This is a genomic window from Streptomyces sp. MP131-18, assembly GCF_001984575.1.
Classification (GTDB): domain Bacteria; phylum Actinomycetota; class Actinomycetes; order Streptomycetales; family Streptomycetaceae; genus Streptomyces; species Streptomyces johnsoniae.
In genome coordinates this window covers 4,737,143-4,755,385 of record NZ_LZNS01000001.1, presented here as the reverse complement: position 1 = coordinate 4,755,385, position 18,243 = coordinate 4,737,143, and the positions used below count along the sequence as shown (strand labels likewise).

The window sequence follows — 18,243 nt, the reverse complement described above, 5'->3', positions numbered from 1 at the left end:
TAACCGGGCGCATGCGTATTGACACCCCACTGGTCCAGACCTTTACGGTGGCCCCAGCGGAACCGCCTCCGCACCGCCACGGCCAGCAAGGGGACGCACCACACATGAGCGACATCACGCTCGCCGACGAGTTCTTCGAAGCCACGATCGGCCTGCTGCACCGCGTCCGCGAGCGGGAGGCCCCGCACATCGCCGAAGGAGCCGCGCTGGTCGCCGGCACCGTCGCCGCGGGCGGCAAGCTGTTCGCCCACGGCGCCGGGCACTCCGCGCTCCCGGCGCAGGACCTCGTCTACCGGGCGGGCGGCCTCGCCCTGGTCAACCTGCTGTCGGTGCCCGGCACCACCGGGGTCGACGTGATGCCCGCCACCCTGGGCAGCGCGCTCGAACGTGTCGGCGGCCTCGGCCCCGCCGTCCTCGACAACAGCTCCGCCGCCGCCGGCGACCTGCTCATCATCATCTCCCTGTCCGGGCGGAACGTGCTGCCCGTCGAGATGGCCGCGCACGCCAGGTCCCGCGGGCTCACGGTGATCGGCGTGACCTCCGTCGCCTACACCGCGGAGACCACCTCCCGCCACCCCTCGGGCGCGTTCCTGAAGGACCACTGCGATCTGGTTCTCGACAGCGGTATCCCGGTCGGCGACACGACCCTGACCGCGGACGGCATCGGCGCCCCGTTCGCCCCCGCCTCCACCGTCGTGACCTGCGCGCTGCTCCAGGCCCTCGTCGCCGAGGCCGTCGGGCGCCTGGCGGCCGACGGTACCGAGCCGCCGCTGCTGCGCTCCGGGAATGTCGACGGCGGCATCGAGTGGAACGAACGGGTGTACGCGGAGCGCGCCGACCAGATCCTCTGGCGCCGCTGAGCCGACCGGGCGGCCGGCCCGGCTCAGCATGCGCCGGCCGCACCGCCCAGGTCCACCGCCGCGGCCAGCCGCAGCGCCACGTCCTCGCCGTACGCCGCGTCCGCCCGGTCGAACGGGCGTCGGCCGTGGCCCCGCAGGAACGTCAGCACGCCCAGGCTCCTGGCGCGGCTGCGCAGCACCACGCACAGCGCGTGCTCCGCCTCCGGCGGCCACCGGTGCTCCGCGGCCCAGTCCGAACGGCCCGTTCCGCCCGTCGTCCGCACCGGCACCCCGCGTTCGAACGCCTGGAGCGCCGGGTGGCCGGGACGGTAGGGGACCGCCACGCCCGCCGTGCCCACCGGCGGGGCGAACGCGGCCGGGCTCTCCGCCGTCCGCACCAGACCCGGCGCCTGGGCGGCGACCGTGCCGGGCACGGCCACGTCCAGCAGCGCGTGCTCGGCGAACCCGGCCAGCGCGTAGTGCAGGTGCAGCATGGCCGCCTCGCGCGGGTCCTCGCACTCCGCCGCCGCCCGCGAGGCCCGGCTCAGCTGGCCGTCGCGGAACGCGCGCCGCGCCGCGCCCTGCCCCGCGCGCCGGGAGTGGGTGACGTCCTGGAAGATCCAGGCGACGCCCAGCGGCGGCGCCTGCGGCGCCAGCGGGGAGCCGAGCCGCAGGAACCCGCCGAGCAGGCAGCGCCGGTGCCCGCCCGCGGCGGGCACCGGCGGAATACCGAACTGGTCCTCGCGGCAGGCGTCTTCGGCCTGCGTGAGCCACAGCTCCACCGGCCCGTCCGGCGCCTGTCCGGCCAGGGTGTGCTCCAGGGCGCTCTCCAGCTCCTCCATCCCGGTGCCGAAGAACTCGGCGAGCGGCTCGCCCAGCATGTCCACGGGCGTGATGTCCAGCGCCTGCGCGACACGGCCGTTCGCGGCGACGGTGCGCAGGTCGGGGTCGACGATCAGCACCGCCCACGGGGAGTCGGCGAGCAGCGCCTCGCTCAGCGACAGGTTCCGTTCGAGGTCGAGCTGGGCGTGCACCTCGCTGAACGCGCAGTACGCCCCGGTGCTGCGCCCGTCGGGCGCCCGCACCGCGCTGACCTGCGCGCGGACCAGCAGCCGCCCGCCGTCGCGCCGCAGCAGGGGGAACTCCTGCACCTGGCGGCCCGACGGGTCCGCGGTGCGCCGCAGGACGCCGAGCAGGCGGTCGTTCACGTCGGTCGCGTCGGCGTCCCGCACCGCCCAGCCGCCGAGCCCCTTGCGTCCCACCGCCTGCTCGGCGGTCCAGCCGAGCAGGCGCTCGGCCTGCCGGTTCCAGTGGGTGATGCGCCCGCCGCTGTCCACGGCGAACAGGGCCGCGTCCATGCCGTCGAGCAGGGCCGACAGCAGGCGGTCATCGGAAACGCGGTGCGCGGACTGAGTCTCGGAAGGAGTGGTCACCTGATACCCCCAGCACAGGAGAATGAGCGCCGGTCGCGTGCGCCGGACCATTCAACTGCATCGTGACGTCCGTCACATAGGGTTTCAGCGAATCTCGTTGCCGCACCGAAATTCGGTTGTGGTGCTTCCGGGGGGCCGCCTACCGTGTGGGGTACACGAGAAGGGAGGTGGTTCGGCAGATGTATGACAACCGGACGCGTGAGGTGACTGCGGCCTAACGGCCGTCGTACCACGACACGTGGCGCGCCGGCTCCGCCGGCCAATCCCAAGCAGTCACCCGATCCGCGGGCCGCCGGTATCGTCCGGCCGGCTCCCCGGCGGGCGCATCGAGCGCCTACCGGGGGCTACGGCCCGCGGGTCGTTTTTTTGTGCCCGCCCCGCGCCCGCCGGGTCTTCTCAAGGACACAGCCGCTCGACGGTCCAGCCCTCGCCCGCGCGCACGTAGGCCAGCCGGTCGTGCAGCCGGTTCTCCCGGCCCTGCCAGAACTCGACGGACCGCGGCACGATCCGGTAGCCGCCCCACTGCGGCGGCGCGGGCACGTCCGCCCCCTCCGGGTAGCGCTCGGCGAGCTGCGCGTACAACTGGTCGAGCTGGGCCCGCGAGGCGACCTTGGAGGACTGCTCGCTGGCCCACGCGCCGAGCTGCGAACCGTGCGGCCTGGTGCGGAAGTAGGCCGCGGTCTCGGCCCGGCCCGTGCGCTCCGCGGTGCCGAGGACGATGACCTGCCGGGCGATGCCGTGCCAGGGGAACAGCAGGGAGACGTGCGGGTTCCCGTCCAGGTCGCGGCCCTTGCGGGACCCGTAGTTGGTGAAGAAGACGAAGCCGCGCCGGTCGAACTGCTTCAGCAGCACCGTGCGGGTGCTGGGGCGGGCGGTGGCATCCACGGTGGCGAGGATCATGGCGTTCGGCTCGTGCAGACCGCTGCCCGCGGCCTGCGTGAACCACCGCTCGAACTGCTCGAACGGCTCGGCGGCCAGGTCCTTCTCGTCGAGACCGGCCGCGCGGTACCGGGCGCGCATGGCGGCGGGGTCCAGCTGGGCGCGCGGGGCACCGGCGGCGGTATCGGCGTTCTCGGCGGTATCAGCGTTCTCGGCGTTCTCGGCGTTCTCGGCGTTCTCGGCGTTCTCGGCGTTCTCGGCGTTCTCGGCGTTCTCGGCGTTCTCGGCGTTCTCGGCGTTCTCGGCGTGGGACACGCGCCATATCTTGCAACATACGGCCGACGGTGGCGCACGTCGCGAGCTTTCGTCCCGCGCTCTCCGGCCCGCGGCCACCCGGCGTTAAGGTGACCGCCAGAATCGCAGCGCGCCGAGTGCCCGAAGGAGCAGATATATGTCGGAGTTCGTGCCCGGGCTCGAAGGGGTCGTCGCGTTCGAGACGGAGATCGCGGAGCCGGACCGCGCGGGCGGCACGCTGCGCTACCGCGGCGTGGACATCGAGGATCTGGTGGGTCAGGTGCCGTTCGAGCAGGTGTGGGGGCTGCTGGTCGACGGCGCGTTCACGCCGGGGCTGCCGCCGGCCGAGCCGTTCCCCATCCCGGTCCGCTCGGGCGACGTGCGGGTGGACGTGCAGGCCGCGCTTGCGCTGCTCTCGCCGGTGTGGGGCCTGCGTCCGCTGCTGGACATCGACGCCGCCAGGGCCAGGGAGGATCTGGCGCGCGCCGCGGTGATGGCGCTCAGCTTCGTCGCCCAGTCGGCGCGCGGCGCCGGGCTGCCGATGGTGCCGCAGCGCGAGATCGACAAGGCGGACAGCATCACGGAACGCTTCCTGCGCCGCTGGCGCGGCGAGCCGGACCCGCAGCACGTGGCCGCGCTCGACGCGTACTGGATCTCCGCGGCCGAGCACGGCATGAACGCGTCGACGTTCACCGCCCGCACCATCGCCTCCACCGGCGCGGACGTCGCCGCCGCGCTCTCCGGCGCGGTCGGCGCCATGTCAGGTCCGCTGCACGGCGGCGCGCCCTCGCGCGTGCTCGGCATGATCGAGGAGATCGAACGCAGCGGCGACGCCGCCGGCTACGTGCGGCGCGCGCTGGACGCGGGCGAGCGGCTGATGGGCTTCGGGCACCGGGTGTACCGCGCGGAGGACCCGCGGGCGCGAGTGCTGCGCCGCACGGCGCGCGAGCTGGGCGCGCCCCGGTTCGAGGTGGCGGAGGCGCTGGAGCGGGCGGCGCTCGCGGAGCTGCGGGAGCGCCGTCCGGACCGGGTGCTCGCCACCAACGTGGAGTTCTGGGCGGCGATCATGCTGGACTTCGCGGAGGTGCCCGCGCACATGTTCACGGCGATGTTCACGTGCGCGCGGACGGCGGGCTGGTCGGCGCACATTCTGGAGGAGAAGCGCACGGGCCGGCTGATCCGCCCCTCGGCCCGCTACATCGGCCCGGCGGCCCGCGGACCGCGGTCGGTCGCCGGATACGGCGGCTGAGCGGGCCCGCCCGTTCAGGGGCGCAGCACGAAGACGCCCCAGCCCAGGTAGCGGCGCTGGTAGGCGAGGTGGGCGCGGCGTGAGGAGGTCAGCAGCGAACGGATCTCGGCCGCGTCCTCGGCATCCGGGTTGTCGCGGAGCCAGTCGCTGGTGGTGTGCCACTGGGCGGCGGCGTAACGGTCCCAGCTGTCGCCGTCGGCGAGCGTCATCTCGATCAGTTCGCAGCCGGCCTCCTGGAACCGGTCCAGCGTTCCGGCGAGCGTGGCGCAGTCCTCCGGGCCGATGCCCAGGGCCTCGTGGGCCTCGGCGGGGACGGTGTCCTCGGCCCAGTAGATCTCCCCGACCAGCAGCAGCCCGTCGTCCGCGACCAGCGGCCGCATGAGGCCGAGGGTGCCGCCGAGCCCGCCGCCGATCCACGTGGCCCCGATGCAGGAGACGACGTCGAACGGCGTGCCGCCGGCCCGTTCCGCGGCCCAGGCGGCGGCGTCGGCCTGCTCGAACGTGACCTGGCCGGCCACGTCAAGATCCGCGGCGCGGGCGCGGGCCGCGGCGAGGAAGACCTCGCTGATGTCGACTCCGAGGCCCGCCACACCGTGCGCGCGGGCCCAGCGGGAGAGCATCTCGCCCTTGCCGCAGGCGAGATCGAGCACGCGCCGGCCGGGCGCGAGCCCGCAGATCCCGCCCAGCAGGTCCAGCTTGGCCTCGGTCAGCGGGTTGAGGATGCGGTGCCTGGCCTCGGCAATCTCGTGGTATCGCAGCGTCATGGGGCCGGAGTCTGTGCCGTCCGCGGCGGTTCGGCAACCGCATTACTCCCGGCACACCCCCGGCACGCCCCCGGCACGGCGGACGGGCCCGCCGCCCGGGCAGGGGGCGGCGGGCCCGGCCATCCGTGGGGGGATCGGTTCAGGCGGTGGGAACCTCCCGTTCCCCGGCGGGCTGCCGCTCGGCGGCGGCGGAATCGGTGTCGTCCGGGTCGGTGCTGAGGGAGTCGATCAGCGCGTCCCGTTCGTCGGTGCCCTCGGGCTTGATCAGGCCGAGGCCGATGTAGAGGACGAGGGACGTCAGGAGTGGCAGGCCGACGATGGCCGCCTGGGTGGCGTCCTCGACGATGTAGCGCACGAAGTACCACACCATCAGGCCGCCGGCCCAGGACGTGATGGCCGCGGTGGGCCCGTTACGGCGGAACCATGGCAGCAGGCCGAGCATCAGCGGGATCGAGATGGGCCCCATGGTGGCGGCCACGAGTTCCACGACGGTATCGAGGACGAATCCCTCGCCGCCGGTGGATATCGCGATCGTCATGCTGAGCGTGACGAAGAGGACGGTGGTGATCCGGGCGAACGTCAGCTGCGTGCGTTCGGAGAAGTCCCTGACCCTCGGGACGAGCACCGGGGCGATGTCGCGGGTGATGACCGCGGTGATGACGTTGGAGTCGGAGGCGACCATCGCCATCGTGTGCGAGAAGAACCCGGCGAGCATCAGGCCGATCATTCCCGCGGGCAGCAGCTCCTTGGACAGTTCGATGTACGACTCCTCGCCGTTGGACAGGCCGGGCACGATCAGCGGCGCGGCGATCATCGGCAGGAAGAGGATCAGCGGCCAGACCAGCCACAGGGCGCTGGAGAGAAGGGCGGAGCGGCGGGCGGCGGAGCCGGAGGGCGAGGCCATGTAGCGCTGCGCCAGGTTCCACATGCCGCCGTTGTACTCGAAGGTCTTGACGAAGAGGAACGCGATGACGAGCCAGGTGGTGACGGAGCCGGCGATCGGGTCGCCGCGGCCGTCGGGCAGGTCGTTCCACATGGCGAACGGGAAGTCGGCGCCCAGCTCCGCCATGACGGCGATCAGCATGGCGACGCCGGCCACGGCCTGGATGACGAACTGGCCCATGTCGGTGAGGACATCGGCCCACAGGCCGCCGACCGTCATGTAGGCCATGGTGGCGACGCCGGTGAAGATGATGCCCCACTCGAGCGGGATGTCCGCGAAGCCCTGGAGCAGGACGGATATCGCGACCCACTTGGCGGCGATGTCGACGACCTTGAGGGCCGCGCCGCTGTAGGCGAGGACCTGCTGGGTGGGCAGGTTGTAGCGGTGGGCGAGGTATTCGAGCGGTGACTTGACGTCGTGTTTGGCGCGCAGCCGGTTCCAGCGGGCGGCGAAGAGGAACGCACCGATGCCGACACCGAGCCCGATGGTCAGCGGCCACCAGAAGTAGATGGTGATCCCGTCGTTGTAGGCGACGGCGGCAAAGGCGACGAACATCACCGCGCTGTAGCCCGACATGTGGTGCGAGATGCCGGAGAGCCACCAGGGGATGCGCCCCCGGGCGGTGAAGAAGTCGGCCACACTGTGGATGCGGTTCTTCGACCACCAGCCGATGGCGACCACGACGAGGAAGTAGCCAGCGACCACGATCCAGTCCAACGCGGACATCGCGGCTCCTAAGGGAAGGGGACGGGGGTGCCTGGGCGGGTTACCAGTGCGCGCGTTTCGCTTGGAAGTCCGGGTCGAAGCTGCGCATGTAGGCGGTGTCGTCGCGCCGCCTGACGGTGCAGGTGCGGTACTGCTCGTGCATGACGGCGAGGGCGTCGCGGTCGAGTTCGATGCCGAGCCCCGGGCCTTCCGGCACGGGGACGGCGCCGCCGGTGAAACGGAGCGCGCCGGGGGCCACGACGTCCTGCCCGTCCTGCCACGGGGTGTGGGTGTCGCAGGCGTGGTTCAGGTTGGGCGTGGCCGCGGCGAGGTGGGTCATGGCGGCGAGGCTGATGCCGAGGTGGCTGTTGGAGTGCATGGACAGTTCGAGGCCGAACGTGCCGCACAGCGCGGCCACCTGGGCGGAGCGCAGCAGCCCGCCCCAGTAGTGGTGGTCCAGGAGCAGCACGCCGATGGCGCGCTGCGCGATGGCCGGCGGCAGGTGGTCGTGGGTGACGACGCACATGTTGGTGGCCAGCCGCATCGGGACGCGGGCGGCGACCTCGGCCATGCCGCCGATGCCGGGTGCCGGGTCCTCCAGGTATTCGAGCACGCCGCCGAGCGCGTTGCCGATCCGGATGGAAGTGGCGGGCGTCCAGGCGGCGTTGGGGTCGATGCGCAGCGGCAGTCCGGGGAAGGCGTCGTGCAGCGCGCGCACGGCCTCGGCCTCCTCGTCGGGGGCGAAGACGCCGCCCTTGAGCTTGATGGAGGCGAAGCCGTACTCCTCGATGAACAGCCGGGCCTGGGCGACGATGCCGTCCGGGTCGAGCGCGGCGCCGAACCGGTCCTCCTTGGCGTCCGGGTGGCCGGCCCACTTGTAGAAGAGGTAGGCGCTGTAGGGGACGGCGTCCCGGACGGGCCCGCCGAGCAGGTCGGCCACGCGCAGCCCGGCGGCCTTGCCGCGGATGTCGAGGCAGGCGACCTCGAACGGCGAGAACACGGCGTCGACGGTCTTCTGGTTGGAGCCGGCTCCGGTGAGGCCGTGCTGGTCGGTGACGACGTCGGCACCGACCGAGGCGGCGACCGCGGCGTAGAGCGCGTGGTGGGCGTGGACGCTCACCCCGGTCAGCTCGCGCGCGGCGGCGCGCACCCGGTCGAGGTGGGAGAGGTCGCCGTAGGTTTCGCCGAGGCCGGTGAGGCCCTCGTCGGTGACGACCTCGACGACGGTGCGGAGCGCCCACGGTTCGTGGACACCGGTGGCGTTCAGGAGCGGTGGGTCTCGGAAGGCGACGGGAGTGACGTGTACTTCGCGTATGCGCATGGCCCCAGCCGATTCATGTATCTGAACAGAAGACATTCTCATGAACGGACTTCGCCACCATAGGAGGGGGGCATGGCAGCGTCAAGAGTGTGAACGCGGGCCACATTTCAGATTTCTGCATGGCAGACCGACCGGCCGCCCGGGACTCCGGGCGACCGGTCGGGCGCGGCGCGTGCCGCGCGGTCAGCCGTAGGGGTAGAAGCCGCGGCCGGTCTTGCGGCCCAGCAGATTGCCCTCGACCATCCGCCGCAGCAGCGGCGGCGGCGCGAGGTGCGGCTCGCGGAACTCGGCGTGCAGCGCCTCGGCCACCGACAGGACGACGTCGAGGCCGATCATGTCGGCGAGTTCGAGCGGGCCCATGGGGTGGGCGCAGCCCGCCCGCATGCCGCGGTCGATGACCTCGGGCTCGGCGAACCCGGACTCGGCCATGCGGACGGCGGAGACGATGTACGGCACGAGGAGCGCGTTCACGACGAAACCGGCGCGGTCGGGCGCGTGCACGACCTGCTTGCCGAGCGTTTCGGTGACGAACGCGGTGACGCGGTCGGTGACGGCCGGCTCGGTCAGCAGCGAACCGGTGATCTCCACCAGCGGCAGGACCGGCACGGGGCTGAAGAAGTGGGTGCCGAGCACCTTCCCCGGGCGGTTGGTGGCGCGGGCCAGCCGCATGACGGAAAGGGAGGAGGTGTTGGAGGCGAGGACGGCGTCCGGATCGGCCACCACCTTGTCCAGCAGCGTGAACAGCTCCGCCTTGGTCGCCTCGTCCTCCCGCACCGCCTCGATCACCAGCTGCCGGTCGGCCAGGTCCTCCGGCGCGGTGGTGAGCGTGATCCGGCCCAGGACCCGCTCCCGTTCCGCCTCGGTGATGCGGCCCTTGCCCAGCGCCCGGTCCAGCGAGGCGGCGATCCGCTCCCGGCCGCGCCTGGCCGAGGCGTCGCCGGTGACGGCGACCCGGACGTCGAGCCCCGCCTTCGCGCACACCTCGGCGATGCCGGAGCCCATCAGCCCGCAGCCGACGATCCCCACCCGCGCGAAGTCCGCGCCGCCGTCGGCCGGTTGGGGGGCCGCCCCGTCCGTGCCCGCCCCCGCGGCGGGCCGTCCGGCGGTCATGCGGCACCCACCCGGTGCAGGAGCCTCGCGCCCGCCTCGTGCGGCGCGGCCCACCGGTGGCCCGCGATCTCGGTGCGCTTCTCTGTCCACTTCTCGGGCATGTCGAGGTGCACGGCTATTTCCCCGTTGCCGATGTGGCGTTCCGGCGCGCAGGAACCGGTGCCCGGTATTCCGATAGGGGATGGGGTCATGGACGATGGCCTTTCATGAGGCAGCCGGTATTCTCCGGATGATGGCAGCGGAACGGTGAATTCCTGCGGGTGGTCAGCCCCGTTGACGTGGGCTGGAAACGGCCGGCGCAGGGTCACGGCTCATCGGCGAGTGCCTCGGCGAGCACCTCCGCGAGGTGACGCGCGTGGTGACCGCCGAGCTGTTCCAATTGGGTGCGGCAGGAATAGCCGTCGGCCAGCAGCACCGCGTCCGGCGCCGCCGCCCGCACCGCGGGGAGCAGCTGGTCCTCGGCACAGGCCACGGACACCTCGTAATGCCCTTTCTCGAAGCCGAAGTTGCCCGCGAGGCCGCAGCAGCCGGTGGACAGCGGCCCGGTGAGCCCGGCGCGGTCGCGCAGCGCGCGGTCGGCCGTGTCGCCGAGCGCCGCGTGCTGGTGGCAGTGCGTCTGCCCGGCGACGGAGCGGTCGAGGCGCGGCGGCTCCCAGTCGGGCGCGTACTCGGCGAGGGTCTCCGCGAAGGTGCGGACGCGCCCGGCCAGCGCGTGGGCGCGCGGGTCGTCCGGCAGCAGTTCCGGCAGGTCGGTGCGCAGGGCTGCCGCGCAGGGCGGTTCGAGAACGGTGACGGGCGCGTCGCCGGGCGCGGCCCGCTCCAGGGTGCCGAGCGTACGGCGCAGCACCGCCTTGGCCTGGTCGAGCTGGCCGGTGGAGACGTAGGTGAGGCCGCAGCACACCGGCCCGGCCGGCACCGAGGCGCGCAGCCCGGCCGCCCCCAGGACGGCCGCGGCGGCGCGGCCCGCGGCCGGGGACAGGTGGTTGGTGAAGGTGTCGGGGAACAGCACCACCGGTCGGCCGTCCGCGCGGGCCGCCGCCGCCCCCTCGGTGCGCCACCAGTGGGTGAACGGGCGGCGCGCCAGCGCGGGGATGGGCCGTTCCGGCGCGATGCCGCCGGCCCGTTTGGCGAGCGCGGCCAGCGGCGGAACGCGCCCGGCGGCGTTGGCGAGCGGGGCCAGGCGCAGCGCGGCGGCCAGGCGCAGCCAGCGCGGCAGGCGGCCCATGGCGTAGTGGGCGGCCGGCCGGCGGCGCCCGGCGTAGTGGTGGTGCAGGAACTCGGCCTTGTAGGTGGCCATGTCGACGCCGACCGGGCAATCGCTGCGGCAGCCCTTGCAGGACAGGCACAGGTCCAGCGCGTCGCGCACCTCGGTGGAGCGCCAGCCGTCGGTGACCACCTCGCCGGTCAGCATCTCGTGCAGCAGCCTGGCCCGGCCGCGGGTGGAGTGCTGTTCCTCGCCCGTGGCCCGGAAGGAGGGGCACATGACCTGCGTGCCCGCGCTGGTCTCGCGGCACTTGGCGACGCCGACGCAGCGGCGTACCGCGGCGGAGAAGTCGCCGCCGTCGTGCGGGTAGGCGAACGCGACGGGCACCGGGCGGGCGGGCAGCCCGGTGAAGCGCAGGTTGTCGTCCAGGCGCGCGGGGTGGACGAGCACGCCCGGGTTCAGGGCTCGGTCGGGGTCCCACAGATCCTTGAACGCGCCGAAGACGCCGACGAGTTCGTCGCCGTACATGCGGGGCAGCAGCTCGGCGCGGGCCAGTCCGTCGCCGTGCTCGCCGGACAGCGAGCCGCCGTGGGCGGCGACCAGTGCGGCCAGTTCGGTGCCGAAGTCGCGGAAACGGGCGATGCCGGCGGGCGTCAGCAGGTCGAAGTCGATGCGGATGTGGATGCAGCCGTCGCCGAAGTGGCCGTAGGGCATGCCGCGCAGGCCGTGGTCGGCGAGCAGGCCGCGGAACTCCCGCAGGTAGGCGCCGAGCCGGGCCGGGGGCACCGCGCAGTCCTCCCAGCCGGGCCACGCCTCGCCGCCGTCGGGCATGCGGGTGGCCAGGCCCGAGGCGTCCTCGCGGATGCGCCACAGCGCGCGCTGGTCGAGCGGGTCGGTGAGCACGGCCCGGCCGGTGGTGCCGTCGGCCGCGGCGCGGCACAGGGCGCGGGCGGCGGCCTCTGCCTCCGCGGTGTGCCGGCCGCCCGCCTCCACGAACAGCCAGGCCCCGCCGCGCGGCAGGGCGTCGCGCGCCGCCTCGCCGACCAGGTCGGCGGCCATGCCCTCGACGGTCAGCGGGCCGTGGGCGAGGAGACCGGCGGCGGCCTCGGCCGCGGCTGACTCGTCGGCGTAGCCGAGCACGGCGAGCGCCCGCGCGGGCGGGGCCGCGACCAGGCGGACGGTGGCCTCGGTCAGCACGCCGAGGGTGCCCTCGCTGCCGGTGAACGCGCGGGCCCAGTCCCGGCCCTTCTCCGGCAGCAGCTCGTCGAGCGCGTACCCGGAGATGCGGCGCGGCAGGTCGGGGAAGCCGGTGCGCAGCAGCGCGAGGTGGCCGGCCACCAGCTCCTCCGCGCCCGCGCGCAGGGGCCCGGGCCCGTCCACGCCGCCGCGGGCCAGGCGGGCCGGATCGCCGCGGTAGGTGAGGACCTCGAGCTCGTGCACGTTGTCCGCGGTGGTGCCCCAGGCGACGGAGTGCGAGCCGCAGGAGTTGTTGCCGATCATGCCGCCGAGCGTGCAGCGGCTGTGGGTGGAGGGGTCGGGGCCGAAGGTCAGGCCGTGCGGCACGGCGGCGGCGCGCAGCGAGTCGCACACGACGCCGGGCTGTACGACGGCGGTCCTCGACTCGGGGTCGAGGCTCAGAACGCGGTTCATGTGGCGGGTGAAGTCGAGGACCACGCCGGTGCCGGTGGCCTGCCCGGCGATGCTGGTGCCGCCGCCGCGGGGCACCACAGGCGCGCCGTGTGCCCGGCACACGGCGAGCGCGGCGGCCACATCGTCGGCATCGCGCGGGGCGACCACGCCGACGGGGACCCGCCGGTAGTTGGAGGCGTCCATGGTGGTCAGTGCGCGGGCCGCGGCGTCGAATTCCACCTCGCCGCGCACGGACGCGCGCAGCGCCGCGGCCAGTTCGGTCACGTTCTCCATGCCCCACAGCGTGCACCCTGCGGCACGCGGTTGCCACGCGGGCGCACCGCGGCCCCGCAATGATCGCTCATGTCCGGGAATGCGCGAAAGTAATCAACAGCAACACCCGTCGCTATCACAATCTTTGCTTCCAGGATCTTTAACGCGCCTATAGTCTTGCCGAATTGACAGGTACCGTACGACCAACCCCCATGAGGTTCCTCGGCACATGACGGAGCGCCCCCCTCTGCGGCAGTTGCTGCTCGCCCTCCTCGTCTCCTTGATCGTCTCGGGAAGTGGCTGGCTGGGGGCGGTCTATGCCGCACCCGAGTCCTTCCGCGGCGAGACCGCCTGGGGTGCGGGAGCGGCGGCGTTCCTGCTGACCGCCGCCCTGGTCACCACCGCCCACGCCCGCGGCACGATTCGGCAGCTTCGCGCCACGGCCGCCGCGCGCGACGCCGAAACGGCCGCGCGCGACGCCGAGACCGCCCGGTTCGCGGACGAGACCGTTCCCGAGGTGGTGGCACGCCTGCGCGACGGCGCCGCGGCCGACAGCGCGCTCGCCGCGACCGGGCAGCCGCAGGACGAGGCGCTGCGCCGCGTCCTGCGCACCCTGGCCGTCGAGGTGGGCCGCGGCGAGTCGGGCAAGGCCGCCGCGATGGCCGCGAGCGCCAACGCCGCGGGACGCATGCAGGCCCTGGCCACCAGCATGCTCGCCGACCTGCGGGACATGGAGCACCGGCACAGCGACGAGACGGTGCTCGGCGACCTGCTGCACCTGGACCACCGCACCGCCCAGGCCGGGCGGCTCGCCGACAGCATCGCCGTGCTCACCGGCGCCCGCTCCGGGCGGCGCTGGGCCAAGCCGATCGTCATGGAGAGCATCCTGCGCGGCGCCATGGGCCGTATCAGCGGCTACCGCAGGATTCGGCTGCACTCGGCCGTGGACGTGGCCATCGCGGGCCACGCCGCCGAGGGCGTCATGCACGCCCTGGCCGAACTCCTCGACAACGCGGCGAACTTCTCGCCGCCCACCGCCGAGGTCCACGTGTACGCGGAGGAGGTGCCGGCCGGCGTCATCCTCACCGTCGAGGACAGCGGCCTGGTGATGAGCGACGTCGCGCTGCGCCGCGCGGAACGGGCCGTCTCCGGCGAACCCCTCGACCTGACCTCGCTCTCCGGCACGCGCCTCGGCCTCGCCGTCGTCGGCTGCCTGGCGCGCAAGCACGGACTGACCGTGTCCTTCCGGCCCTCGGCGCGCGGCGGCACCGGCGCGCTGATGATGATTCCGCAGGAGCTGATCAGCCGCCCGAAGGTCACGGCCACCCCCGCGCCCGCCGCCGCCCCCGAACGCATCACGGCGGAACCCATCACGGCGGAACGCACCACGGACGAACGCGCCGCCGCGCACGCGCCCGCGCCCGCCGTGGCGGACGCGCCGCTCGCCACGGCCGAACACGCCCCCGCCGCACCGGCCGACGAAGAACTCGTCGAGTATGGCGACAGCGGCCTGCCCAAGCGCCGCAGGGGGCGCACGCTCGCGGCCCACCCGCAGAGCGTCACCAGGCAGCCGCGGCCATCGTCGTCCGCGGCCCACTCACCGGCAGAATCCGCCGCCCGTTTCGGCGCGTTCCGCCGCGCCGTACGGGGCCAGGGCGACACGCAGCCCGAGGCACCCGCCCCCTCGACTTCCCACCCGGAGGACGAAACCCCATGACCGCACCCACCACGGGAGCATCGCTCGACTGGCTGCTGGAAAGCCTGTTGTCGCGCACGCCGGGCGCCCGGCACGCGCTCGTGCTCTCCCGCGACGGGCTCAAGCTGTGCCGGACCCCGGAGCTGTCCGAGGACCAGGCCGACCAGCTGGCCGCGATCTCGGCGGGCATCCAGAGCCTGTCGCACGGCGCGTCCATGGAATTCGGCGACGGCACCGGCGGCGTGCGCCAGTCGATGACCGAGTTCTACGGCGGAATCCTGTTCATCGTGGAGGCCGGGGACGGCGCCCACCTGGCGATCGTGGCCGACGACGAAGCCGACGTCGGCCTCATCGGCCACAACATGAACGAACTCGTCGAGCAGCTGGGCGAGCACTTGAGCGCGCCGCCCCGCGAGGAGTTCGCCGAAGGCGGCGGACCGGCATGAGCCGCCCGGGCCGGGACGACGACCCCGACCGGCTGTACACCCTCACCGGGGGCCGCAGCCGCGCGGAGACGGACGCCTTTGACCTGGTCACGCTCGTGGTGAGCGAATGCGAGCCCGCTACCGGCATGCAGTCGGAGCACGTCAGGATCTTGCGGCTGTGCGAGCATCCGACGGCCGTCGTGGAGGTCGCCGCCCACCTCAACCTGCCGGTCTCCATCGTGAAGATCCTGCTCAGCGACCTGCTCGCCCTGGGCCGGATCACCGCACGCCACCCGCGCATGACCGCGGGTGCGGCCCAACTGCCCGACACCGATCTCCTTGAGCAGGTACTCGTTGGACTCCGCAACCTCTGACCGACCGGCCGTCCGCACCCCGCTGGGCAGCTCCGCAGACAACGGCCTGAAGATCGTGGTGGTCGGCGGCTTCGGCGTCGGCAAAACGACCATGGTCCGCTCCGTCAGCGACATCAGGCCGCTGAACACGGAGGAGATCATGACGCAGGCGGGCCAGGGGATCGACGACCCCTCCGCCGTCCGCGGCAAGACCTCCACCACCGTGGCGTTCGACTTCGGCCGGATCAGCCTGAACGCCCACACCGTGCTCTACCTGTTCGGCGCGCCGGGCCAGGAGCGCTTCTGGTTCCTGTGGGACCGCCTGTTCGCCGGCACGCTCGGCGCGGTCGTCCTCGTCGACACCCGCCGGCTGGCCGACTCCTGGTACGCCATCGACCGCCTGGAGCACCACGGCACCCCGTTCATCGTGGCCCGCAACGACTTCGGCGGCCCCGCGCACACCGCGGAGCAGGTGCGCGAGGCCCTCGACCTGTCCGAGACGATCCCGCTCATCGACTGCGACGCCAGGTCGCGCGCGTCAAGCAAGGGCGTCCTGATCACCCTCGTCGAGCACCTGCACGCCCTCTCCGCCGCCTCCACCGCCTCCGGCACCTCCACCGCCTCCGCCACCGCCCGGAAGACCACACCGTGACGACACAGCCGAAGCAGCCCCCCACCGCCGCGCCCGGCGCGGTGCCGCTGAGCGGGCCCAGGTTCCACACCGACCCGGCCGAGCTGTACCGCGAGATGCGGCAGCAGCACGGTCCCGTCGTGCCCGTCGTGCTGCCCGGCGACATCCCGGCCTGGCTGGTGATCGGCTACCGCGAACTGCACCACGTCACGGGCGACACCGGCGTGTTCACGCGCGACATGGGCCTGTGGAACCAGTGGCCGGTCATCCCCGATGACTGGCCGCTGCTGCCGATGGTCAACCGCCGCCAGCCGTCGATCTACTACACGGTCGGCGCAGAACACCAGCGGCACGTCGGCATGGTCGTGCCCGCCCTGGAAGCCGTCGACCCGTTCGAGCTGCGCCGCCACGCCGAGGAGATCGCGGACGGCCTGATCGACTCGTTCTGCGGCCTCGGCGAGGCCGAACTGATCGGCGACTACGCCAAGATGCTGCCGATCCTCGTCCTCGGCCGCGTCATCGGCTTCCCCGACGCCGAGAGCCACGAACTGACCCGCGCCATCAACGCGCTGGCCGACGGCGGCGAGGACGCCATCGCGGGCCACAAGTACCTCACCGGCGCCATGCAGCGCCTGGTGTCCGGCAAGCGCGCCGCGCCCGGCGCCGACGTCACCTCCCGCATGCTGGCGCACGGCGAGGACTTCACCGACGAGGAGTACGTCCTCGACCTCCAGGCGATCGTCGCCGCCGGCCACCTGCCGACCTCCGACTGGATCGGCAACTCGCTGCGCCTGATGCTCACCGACGACCGGTTCGCCGCCTCGCTCTCCGGCGGCCGGCACAGCGTCGGCGAGGCCATGAACGAGGTGCTGTGGGAGGACACCCCGACCCAGATCCTCGCCGGTCGCTGGGCCGCCCGCGACACCCGGCTCGGCGGGCAGCACATCCAGGCGGGCGACATGCTGCTGCTCGGCCTCCAGGGCGCCCACGGCGACCCGCAGGTGCAGGGCACCGGGCACGCCCACGCGGGCGGCAACAACGCCCACTTCTCCTTCTCGCACGGCGAGTTCCGCTGCCCGTTCCCGGCCCAGGAGATCGCCGAGGTGATCGCCCGTACCGGGATCGAGGTGCTGCTCGACCGGCTCCCCGACGTGGATCTGTCCGTCTCCCCCCGGACGCTGCAACGCCGCCCGTCCCCGTTCCTGCGCGGCATGACGGTGCTGCCGGTCCGGTTCACCCCGACCCCCGCCGTTGGAGGCATGAGATGACCTGCCCCGTCGTCCCCCTCGACCCGCTCGTGCGCGACCGGCCGGGAGAGACCCGCCGGCTGCGCGAGATCACCCCCCTGGCCCGCATCGAACTCCCCGGCGAGGTCACCGTCTGGACGGTCACCCGCCACGCCGAGGCCAGGAAGCTGCTGACCGACCCCAGGCTCGTGAAGGACATCGGCCAGTGGGACCTCTGGCAGCGGGGCGAGGTGACGCGGCAGTGGCCGCTCATCGGCATGATCGACGCCGGCCGCAGCATGTTCACCGTCGACGGCCCCGAGCACCGCAGGCTGCGCGCCAAGACCGCGCAGGCCATCACCGCGCGGCGGGTGACGGAGCTGACCCCCTACATCGAGGAGCAGACGCACCTCCTGCTCGACGACCTCGCCGCCCGCGGCGCGAACGGCGCGGCCGTGGACCTCAAGGCCGTCTTCGCGCTGCCGCTGCCGATGGCCGTGGTCAGCGAGCTGATGGGCGTGGACCACACCGAACAGCCGCGGCTGCACCGGCTGTACAAGGCGTTCTTCAGCATGCTCACCCCGCAGGACACCCGCCTCGCGGTCATCGAAGAACTCGACGAGTTCTTCACCAAGATGGTCGCCGACAAGAAGGCGGCCCCCGGCAACGACCTGACCAGCGCGCTGATCCTGGCCGACGAGGGCGGCGAGCCGCTGACCGACGAGGAGGTCGTCGGCAACCTGAAGGCGATGGTCGCCGCGGGGCACGAGACGACGATCAGCCTCATCACGCACGCGGTGCGCGCCCTGCTGAATCACCCCGACCAGCTCGACCTGGTGCGTTCCGGCGCCGTGCCGTGGGAGACGGTGGTCGAGGAGACGCTGCGCTGGAACACCCCCGCCTCGCATCTGCTGATGCGGTTCGCGACCGAGGACATCGACGTCGACGGCACCGTGATCGCCAAGGGCGAGGGGCTGGTGATCTCCTACAGCGCCATCGGCTGGGACACCGCCCAGTACGGCGAGACGGCCGACCGGTTCGACATCACCAGGCCCGGCCCGATCCGGCACATCAGCTTCGGCCACGGCCCGCACATCTGCCCGGGGGCGTCCCTCTCGCGGCTGGAGGCCCGCATCGCGCTGCCCGCGCTGTTCGACCGCTTCCCCGGCCTCACGCTGGCCGTGCCGGACGAGGAACTGCGCAATATGCCCATCGTCACGCAGAACGACCTGGCCGAACTGCCCGTCCGGCTCGGCTGACACCCGCTGC

General features: G+C 73.1%; 16 protein-coding genes. 8 read left to right on the top strand and 8 right to left on the bottom strand.

Annotated elements, in window-relative coordinates; genetic code table 11:
- Window positions 1-104 precede the first annotated feature (104 nt).
- The gene (locus STBA_RS21640; RefSeq protein WP_077060839.1) at window positions 105-860 is read left to right on the top strand and encodes an SIS domain-containing protein; all 756 of its coding nucleotides are present in this window, start codon (window positions 105-107) and stop codon (window positions 858-860) included.
- Window positions 861-883: 23 nt separating this feature from the next.
- Here the strand turns inward: STBA_RS21640 and STBA_RS21635 are convergent, their stop codons facing one another.
- Entirely contained in the window at window positions 884-2,272 is a 1,389-nt protein-coding gene (locus STBA_RS21635) for a PAS domain-containing protein (protein ID WP_253194895.1), read from the bottom strand.
- A gap of 396 nt (window positions 2,273-2,668) precedes the next feature.
- The gene (gene pdxH / locus STBA_RS21630; protein ID WP_077060838.1) at window positions 2,669-3,292 is read right to left on the bottom strand and encodes a pyridoxamine 5'-phosphate oxidase; all 624 of its coding nucleotides are present in this window, start codon (window positions 3,290-3,292) and stop codon (window positions 2,669-2,671) included.
- Between the two features lie 310 nt (window positions 3,293-3,602).
- Between pdxH and STBA_RS21625 the strand changes: the two genes are divergently transcribed.
- Window positions 3,603-4,694: a citrate synthase 2 gene (locus STBA_RS21625; RefSeq protein ID WP_077060837.1), complete on the top strand. Its 1,092-nt coding sequence runs from the start codon at window positions 3,603-3,605 to the stop codon at window positions 4,692-4,694.
- Window positions 4,695-4,708: 14 nt separating this feature from the next.
- Here STBA_RS21625 and STBA_RS21620 read toward each other — a convergent pair whose 3' ends face one another.
- The 6 genes from STBA_RS21620 to STBA_RS21600 all read right to left on the bottom strand — a co-directional run bounded on the left by STBA_RS21620 (window position 4,709) and on the right by STBA_RS21600 (window position 12,664).
- Complete coding sequence (locus STBA_RS21620; protein WP_077060836.1) at window positions 4,709-5,458, bottom strand: methyltransferase domain-containing protein; 750 nt, start codon at window positions 5,456-5,458, stop codon at window positions 4,709-4,711.
- A 139-nt stretch (window positions 5,459-5,597) separates the two neighbouring features.
- On the bottom strand, window positions 5,598-7,127 hold the full coding sequence (locus STBA_RS21615) for a sodium:solute symporter family protein (protein ID WP_077060835.1): 1,530 nt from the start codon (window positions 7,125-7,127) through the stop codon (window positions 5,598-5,600).
- A gap of 40 nt (window positions 7,128-7,167) precedes the next feature.
- On the bottom strand, window positions 7,168-8,427 hold the full coding sequence (locus tag STBA_RS21610) for a glucarate dehydratase family protein (RefSeq protein WP_077060834.1): 1,260 nt from the start codon (window positions 8,425-8,427) through the stop codon (window positions 7,168-7,170).
- Window positions 8,428-8,610: 183 nt separating this feature from the next.
- Complete coding sequence (locus STBA_RS21605) at window positions 8,611-9,537, bottom strand: 3-hydroxybutyryl-CoA dehydrogenase (protein ID WP_079252077.1); 927 nt, start codon at window positions 9,535-9,537, stop codon at window positions 8,611-8,613.
- Window positions 9,534-9,728 (bottom strand): hypothetical protein, encoded by a 195-nt coding sequence (locus tag STBA_RS37250; protein WP_143659544.1) that lies wholly within the window; start codon window positions 9,726-9,728, stop codon window positions 9,534-9,536. Before STBA_RS37250 ends, STBA_RS21605 begins: the two co-directional genes overlap by 4 nt.
- A 113-nt stretch (window positions 9,729-9,841) precedes the next feature.
- Entirely contained in the window at window positions 9,842-12,664 is a 2,823-nt protein-coding gene (locus STBA_RS21600; RefSeq protein WP_077060833.1) for an FAD-binding and (Fe-S)-binding domain-containing protein, read from the bottom strand.
- A 208-nt stretch (window positions 12,665-12,872) separates the two neighbouring features.
- Here STBA_RS21600 and STBA_RS21595 point away from each other — a divergent pair, with 208 nt between their 5' ends.
- The 6 genes from STBA_RS21595 to STBA_RS21570 all read left to right on the top strand — a co-directional run bounded on the left by STBA_RS21595 (window position 12,873) and on the right by STBA_RS21570 (window position 18,233).
- On the top strand, window positions 12,873-14,360 hold the full coding sequence (locus STBA_RS21595) for an ATP-binding protein (RefSeq protein ID WP_077060832.1): 1,488 nt from the start codon (window positions 12,873-12,875) through the stop codon (window positions 14,358-14,360).
- Complete coding sequence (locus tag STBA_RS21590) at window positions 14,357-14,785, top strand: roadblock/LC7 domain-containing protein (RefSeq protein WP_077060831.1); 429 nt, start codon at window positions 14,357-14,359, stop codon at window positions 14,783-14,785. Before STBA_RS21595 ends, STBA_RS21590 begins: the two co-directional genes overlap by 4 nt.
- Window positions 14,782-15,138, top strand: a complete 357-nt coding sequence (locus STBA_RS21585; protein WP_077060830.1) for a DUF742 domain-containing protein — start codon at window positions 14,782-14,784, stop codon at window positions 15,136-15,138. Before STBA_RS21590 ends, STBA_RS21585 begins: the two co-directional genes overlap by 4 nt.
- On the top strand, window positions 15,119-15,769 hold the full coding sequence (locus tag STBA_RS21580) for an ATP/GTP-binding protein (protein WP_077060829.1): 651 nt from the start codon (window positions 15,119-15,121) through the stop codon (window positions 15,767-15,769). Before STBA_RS21585 ends, STBA_RS21580 begins: the two co-directional genes overlap by 20 nt.
- A gap of 95 nt (window positions 15,770-15,864) precedes the next feature.
- Complete coding sequence (locus STBA_RS21575) at window positions 15,865-17,016, top strand: cytochrome P450 (RefSeq protein WP_253195256.1); 1,152 nt, start codon at window positions 15,865-15,867, stop codon at window positions 17,014-17,016.
- Window positions 17,013-18,233 (top strand): cytochrome P450, encoded by a 1,221-nt coding sequence (locus tag STBA_RS21570; RefSeq protein WP_077060827.1) that lies wholly within the window; start codon window positions 17,013-17,015, stop codon window positions 18,231-18,233. The genes STBA_RS21575 and STBA_RS21570 overlap by 4 nt, the downstream gene beginning before the upstream one ends.
- Window positions 18,234-18,243: the final 10 nt, after the last annotated feature.

Coding starts and splice junctions, on each gene's coding strand:
- pdxH (WP_077060838.1), bottom strand. CDS start 3,292: ATGCGCGCCCGGTACCGCGCGGCCGGTCTCGACGAGAAGGACCTGGCC.
- STBA_RS21600 (WP_077060833.1), bottom strand. CDS start 12,664: ATGGAGAACGTGACCGAACTGGCCGCGGCGCTGCGCGCGTCCGTGCGC.
- STBA_RS21585 (WP_077060830.1), top strand. CDS start 14,782: ATGAGCCGCCCGGGCCGGGACGACGACCCCGACCGGCTGTACACCCTC.
- STBA_RS21640 (WP_077060839.1), top strand. CDS start 105: ATGAGCGACATCACGCTCGCCGACGAGTTCTTCGAAGCCACGATCGGC.
- STBA_RS21610 (WP_077060834.1), bottom strand. CDS start 8,427: ATGCGCATACGCGAAGTACACGTCACTCCCGTCGCCTTCCGAGACCCA.
- STBA_RS21595 (WP_077060832.1), top strand. CDS start 12,873: ATGACGGAGCGCCCCCCTCTGCGGCAGTTGCTGCTCGCCCTCCTCGTC.
- STBA_RS21575 (WP_253195256.1), top strand. CDS start 15,865: ATGCGGCAGCAGCACGGTCCCGTCGTGCCCGTCGTGCTGCCCGGCGAC.
- STBA_RS21605 (WP_079252077.1), bottom strand. CDS start 9,537: ATGACCGCCGGACGGCCCGCCGCGGGGGCGGGCACGGACGGGGCGGCC.
- STBA_RS21570 (WP_077060827.1), top strand. CDS start 17,013: ATGACCTGCCCCGTCGTCCCCCTCGACCCGCTCGTGCGCGACCGGCCG.
- STBA_RS37250 (WP_143659544.1), bottom strand. CDS start 9,728: ATGACCCCATCCCCTATCGGAATACCGGGCACCGGTTCCTGCGCGCCG.
- STBA_RS21620 (WP_077060836.1), bottom strand. CDS start 5,458: ATGACGCTGCGATACCACGAGATTGCCGAGGCCAGGCACCGCATCCTC.
- STBA_RS21590 (WP_077060831.1), top strand. CDS start 14,357: ATGACCGCACCCACCACGGGAGCATCGCTCGACTGGCTGCTGGAAAGC.
- STBA_RS21615 (WP_077060835.1), bottom strand. CDS start 7,127: ATGTCCGCGTTGGACTGGATCGTGGTCGCTGGCTACTTCCTCGTCGTG.
- STBA_RS21625 (WP_077060837.1), top strand. CDS start 3,603: ATGTCGGAGTTCGTGCCCGGGCTCGAAGGGGTCGTCGCGTTCGAGACG.